Origin of the sequence: Clostridium sp. AF36-4, assembly GCF_003435975.1 — a bacterium.
GTDB lineage: Bacteria > Bacillota > Clostridia > Lachnospirales > Lachnospiraceae > Eubacterium_F.
This window is the reverse complement of sequence record NZ_QTVH01000074.1, coordinates 1-877: the sequence shown is the minus strand read 5'-3', so window position 1 is coordinate 877 and position 877 is coordinate 1. Positions and strand designations below refer to the sequence as shown.

The 877-nt window shown below is 46.0% G+C and carries 1 protein-coding gene; it reads left to right on the top strand.

The annotated features are described in order from the left end of the window. On the top strand, positions 1-877 hold an 877-nt coding region (locus DW005_RS13970), incomplete at both ends, for a hypothetical protein (protein ID WP_181975065.1).

The window sequence follows — 877 nt, the reverse complement described above, 5'->3', positions numbered from 1 at the left end:
AACTTCTTACCAATGAGATTCACTATGGCAAAGAAAAAGAAGAAACCATAACCTCTTATGATAATAACGGCAATGGTTCTCTTGTGATACTCGAAACCGACAAATCGTATGGAAAGAGTGGCAAAGCGGTTACGACAAAACAAGGGTATACTTATGACCGCTGCCGAAACGTTTTAACTGAAAAGGCAAATGCCGCTTATCAGAAAAAGAATCAGGGTAAAGAACACCTTTACACGACAAACTATACATATCCGGCAGGAACATATCCGGATTCAGACGGTGCCTTTGTCTGCCCGGTACTTACGAAAGAATCATACAGCGGAGCAAAGACCAAAAACCGCATGGTAAGCACGATGGCGGCAAACGGTGTGGATTATGCCAGCATATCCGAGCAGAAAAGTGTAAACGGCGGTGCATACCGGACACTTACCAAAACGGATTTTACCTACGATGAACATGGCAACGAAACACGGGGCAGAGTTTATCCTTCCTACGATACGGACGGCGAAAAAGAAGTGATTCAGAATGACTACACCTTCAATGCACTGGGCCAGCAGACCCAGACGAAGGTTACGCTTACTTCTGCGAAAAACCCATCCGATAACCGGAGCTATGTGGAAGAAAAGACAACGTATGATTCTTTTGGCAACGAGCTTTCCTACACCGATGAAAACGGACAGACCTCCAAAACTTCCTATGATGAGGAAACCGGCGAGGAAACCGAAACCATCCGTGCTGTGGGAACTGCGTATGAATCGAAAGACAAGGAATATACCTCCGCAGACGGCTTAAAAACCATGACGGTCGATGCTTACGGACGGGTCAATATCAGTATTCAGGACGGCTTTGGCAACACGCTGATAAGCAAAGATGAGGC